The organism is Vibrio sp. V10_P2A27P122, assembly GCF_963874335.1.
Lineage (GTDB): Bacteria > Pseudomonadota > Gammaproteobacteria > Enterobacterales > Vibrionaceae > Vibrio > Vibrio anguillarum.
This window is the reverse complement of record NZ_CAWNHY010000123.1, coordinates 1-4,904: the sequence shown is the minus strand read 5'-3', so window position 1 is coordinate 4,904 and position 4,904 is coordinate 1. Positions and strand designations below refer to the sequence as shown.

3 protein-coding genes are annotated in these 4,904 nt (G+C 41.3%); all 3 read right to left on the bottom strand.

All coding sequences use genetic code 11. The features are described 5' to 3' along the window. A partial coding sequence (locus tag AACQ17_RS06515; protein ID WP_094167541.1) for a DNA phosphorothioation system sulfurtransferase DndC occupies positions 1–1,562 on the bottom strand: 1,562 nt, incomplete at its 3' end. After that, on the bottom strand, positions 1,559–2,638 hold the full coding sequence (dndB, locus tag AACQ17_RS06510; RefSeq protein WP_094147719.1) for a DNA sulfur modification protein DndB: 1,080 nt from the start codon (positions 2,636–2,638) through the stop codon (positions 1,559–1,561). The genes AACQ17_RS06515 and dndB, both read right to left, overlap by 4 nt. Positions 2,639–2,809: 171 nt before the next feature. Further along, complete coding sequence (locus tag AACQ17_RS06505; protein ID WP_094147236.1) at positions 2,810–4,843, bottom strand: DNA phosphorothioation-associated putative methyltransferase; 2,034 nt, start codon at positions 4,841–4,843, stop codon at positions 2,810–2,812. Positions 4,844–4,904: the final 61 nt, after the last annotated feature.

Below are 4,904 nucleotides of genomic sequence, written 5' to 3'. Positions count from 1 at the left end.
ATATCAAACTCAGCTTTACTTTGCAGCTCTGCGCGTTTTTGTTTGATTTCTTCTAAGCTTCCCCAATCTTGCTTCAATAAAGTCGCTATTTTGTTGGATATACCATTTCTTCGACTTAATCCTTCGGTAGCGATCTCAAGCTCGATGAGCTTCATCACCAGTTCTGGTGTAATATCAAAATCTTCAGATAATTCATGAATTAACTGAGCATCATCTTTCCCGAAGCTTGCGTTATCGTCATATATCCAGTCAAGATCGAATCCATACACTTCTTTAAACATGGCGGGTAATGAGTCATTCCAATCAGGCTCGTTTGGATCGTGGATCCATTCTTGGCGAATGGCATGTAACTCAGGAGCGGTAATTAACTCGATTTCACGGCCTTCGGCTTTAAACTTATTATCTAATTCGAGTAATTCACGTAGCCATTGTCTACGGTATTTCAGCCAATAAGGCCCCGGAACATGTTTGCGTTCGGTGGCAATATCTTCGCCTTCTTTGGCATATTGGTAACTGACTTTTCCCGTCCTACGTTTGTGGTTACGATATTCTGCTTTATTCGCGGGATCGGTTGTCATTGCCAATTTGTTACGGAATTCAAGAAGAGGAGACATCCACTCTTCACCATTCTGGATAAGGCTTTCCATGGCACGATCTTTTGTTACTACGGTACACGTCCAGCAACCAAATCGTGAATTACCACAAGATGGTGTGGTTTCATCAATCACCATTGGACATTCACCTTGCCCTGAAGAATCTTTATACAGATTCCAAAGCGTCAAATTTTTACTGCCCCACGGGTTTTCCCATTCAAGGTCGTACTTATCTATCCAAATATTTTTTTGACCATACGGAGTCTGCTTAGTCTCTAGGTGGCATAGTCGCAGTATCTTCCAAACATCATCGACAGCCCAAGTATCGATAGGCGTATAAATAAAAGCATTCGATAGAGTGGTATGTCTCGCTAGGCGAGATCCATCGATTTTATGTTTGGCAATAACCTGTGCGCGCGAGGCGCTTTCTTGGCTTCGAGAGCCTAATACGACGATCACCTCATCAAATTGGGATACTTTTGATTTGATAAAATCACTGACAGGGTCAATTTTCATCCGCTCAGTACACCAGCGAAACGAGCGAGTTGGCGCAGGGTAGCCTTTGCCAAGAAGGCTAGTCCAAAATGTTTGGTCAGCTAATGGTACGACTTTATGGCAAGTTATCGGCAAATTGTCACGTTTTGCACCTGTTGCTATAGCGTCTAATGAGTCTTTAATGTGATTAACGACGACTGGAGTTTCTACTAATGTATCTGACGAAACGACAAAAACAGGTTTTTGGCGGTCTTTCTCATCCAAGCCTAGCAGTGCCATATAGACAAGGGACATGACTGCGGACGAATCTTTACCACCGCTGTAACCTATAACCCATGGCCTTTTGTCTGCACAGTAGACGCGTTGCACATCGGCAACAAAGTGACTTAATTTGTGATTGGCGAAGTCTTCTAAGTTAATAAAATCTTGATATTCTTCAGGAAGATCTTCAGCTAATTTTAGCTCGTGTATCATGATAACTGCTTCTCTAGAGCTTTTTCTTCAGGCGTGAGTGGAAGACCTAGGCTTGTCTTTAGGAAATTTGCAGTGAGCAAAATATTGTGGGTCGATTTACTCACTTTGCCTAGATTCATGCTGCGTTGAATCCATTCAGGATTGGTTTTCAACCAATTGACATTTCTTAATAATTTGAGTTTATCTTGCCAGTTGTCAGGCTCATCACAGAGCAAATACTTACCCATTACTCCAATAGCGTGGAGACCTACGCCATGAGCATGAATATATTCTTGTCTTAGCTGTGCAGGTGAAACTTGTTTAGTTAAAACCATTTGCCAATCAGGCATATTTTCGGCAACTGTTTGCCAAAAAACTTCAGCGAGTTGTTTTTCCTGTTCATTGAAAACATCTTTTGCACCTTTACCAAGCAGTGCTCGTGTCGCTTGCTTGATGCTACTTAAGGTAAAGAGCTTGTTGGATTTTGGGCTGATATTAGATTTTTCCATTTCTGTAAATCCAATAAACGGCAAGCTCTTGCTGGCAAGCCGTCTAGCAAGATCAGAACTTTCGTCTCTCAAATCATAAAGTACCCCGAGAGATGGACTCGGCTTGACCGCGTATTTATTTAAATCGGCGAACATTTGCTGGCTACGCTGTAAGCCTTCGTCAACGAAAAACAAAACGGGAATATTGTCTTGGCCTAAATCCGGATTTTCACGTAGCGCTTCTTCAATTGCTTTGCGACGGTGCTGTCCATCATTGATCAGTATTTGTGCGTCCATTGGTATTTTCAAAATACCTAAATTTGGCGCACCGTCATGATCTTCAAACGAAATGTCGATACCCACAGAGGCTGTCAGTGCAGAGAATACATAATCTTTAGGATTATCGAGTAAATATTTCACCATCTCAGGTATACGACTTTTGTTGAGTGTCCGTTGAGCTCTAAGCTCCGGTGGCACATCATCTTCGTTATAACTGAAAATTTTCGGGATGATTCTTAGTGGACAAGTCGCGATATAAAAAGGGCGACCAGCTTGAATACCTCTAACTGCTGGAAATGAGTAGCAGTAGCCTGAATCTTGATGTTGCATAGCGCCTCCGGTTTGTCATTTTTTAAATTTGGTATGTTAAAAATATAACAAACTGGCAGTTTTTAATAGTTTGAAAATGAAATTTTGAGCATGCATGTGACTTAGTATGTCAAAGGCGGTGATTTTACAGTGAAATAAAGATGATTTCTATCGATAGAAATCATCTTTATGTCATTTAGTATGATAGTTAAGTGACGTTAAGCTATGGCCGCTGATCTGTTTGTGATTTTGAATCAACAATGACAGAAATTCATGGCTGGTCAGTTGCACCTCTTTGTCTATTTCAATTCCCATCAGCTTGGCTAATCGTTTATCAAAACTAAGCTGTTTCTTGTAGTCTGTGTGCGTGATCGGTAGAAATAGATGTTTGTTTAACAACGGTGGGCGATTTTTTCCATCAACGTAGTCAAAAAAATCAATATCTTGCTCGGCCATTTTAATCTTTATTCGCTCCACTAAGTAGGGCACGGAATTGTCAAAGTTGTCATAGCACGTTAGTGTCAATTTCCCAGAGCGAATATGAATTTTAATCAGGTCGATAGATTCATCCAATTCACCGTACATTTGTAACCCCGCGCCTACATAAACTCTAAGCAGTAACGGTAACTCATCTAACCATGATTTATGGAAGATTAGTGAGTGATCGGGGTTTAACACACTAGCAGGCAACAGTTGGTGAGCTTTTTCGCATTGTGCTTGAATGAGAGGCTTATCAGCTATGGCGAATAATAGCTCAGTTGCTAGGTTAATTGCGGTGTTGTAATCGCCAAAAAGCGCTTTGATATCTCTTTTCAAGTTTTCAGGTTGTTGTGTGTAGGGTTTGCGCTTTTCAAATAATCCCATTGAAAAATAAAGTAAAAGGTCTTCCTTACGTCGTCTTTCTGCTTGTTTAAATGCTTGGGTATCAAACATGTCACCGATCAGAGCAAAGGTTTTCTTATGTGAGCCAATGAGGCTGCGGACCTGTTCACTTGCTGCAAACTCATCGTTTGCAGGTATCCGACCAAGCTCTAGGCAAGTATTCCAAAAATTATCGAACAGAACTTGATGCTGGGCGATGATCAGTTTTGCTTTGTCTTTTGCTTCCATTGGCTGTGGTGAGGTGAGCTGCTGCCATTGATGATGACGTTGGTATTTACTTTGTAAGTAGCGCTGTTCTTCTAGTTTATCTTTAAAGAGGTAAAAGATACCCGGTGCGATAGCGATCGCTTCTTCCTGAAGGCTTCGTTCAAGATAAGTTTTAATTTCTGACTGTGCGTAGTATTTTTGGAAGGTGTTACGTGAGGTAATAACTCCATCTTTGTATGGTTTGAACTGATTGATATAAGTCTCGTTCGCTAGCATTACAGCCACAATCAGGAGCCTTTCTGTTAACTCCCAAGCCCCAAGTAAGGCTTCCAATCTTTCATCTTGATCTTCAATGACATTTAAGACAAAGCCCAGATTGACGATATCTGAGGATACTTGTTCAACGTCTGGTCTAAAGTTTGGGTCCCAGCCTAGTGCATCTAATCCATGGGCTTCTAATTCTCTTAAATCGTCACCTCGTCCACAACCATAATCAAAAATTGAATAATTACCAGAAAGGTAGCCGTGTTTAGCTAAACTTTTCATTGGGGCAGAGAGCTCATGACGGACAAGTGCTGTTTTGTGACGATCAATCCCGATCTCATTCTTAGCTGTTAGTGCAGAGCAGCGAAACAGACGGCCATCAACGAGCTGATAACCATGACGAGCGATTACATTTTCCCATGATCGTTTAAAGCCAATAATGCGAGTGTTTTCATACAAACCGGCATTTTCGCCTTCCTGCGTAAGGCTAACAAAGTGAGAGTAGTATTCGCTTTCAGGTAAAGTCATCGTTTCTTTGCGATGTAAGATCGGCGGGTTATCCGAGTCGTTATAGCAGGTGAGCTTATGACTTAACTTAGAGAGGTTGACGTTAAGGCTCTGTTTAAGTGCTGGATAGGAATCGCTATAAAAATCAGGGTAATGCAGTAAAGATAAACGGAACTCCCTTTTAAACAGTTTGACTAGATCCCACTGTTCATCAGGTAGATTAAGCGCTTTGGCGACGGCCAGAATAAACTTGCTCAGTGTTGTTGGTAAGGCACTGAATGCATCCTTATGTAAGTAGATAGCCTCTGGTAGCTGTTTACCTATTTTGATTTGCGCCACTAACTGTGAAAATTGTTCTGCATCCATACCATCACCTGAAATACATGTTTGCGGAGAGTATAAAGCATTCAGATAGTATTGAGTGATG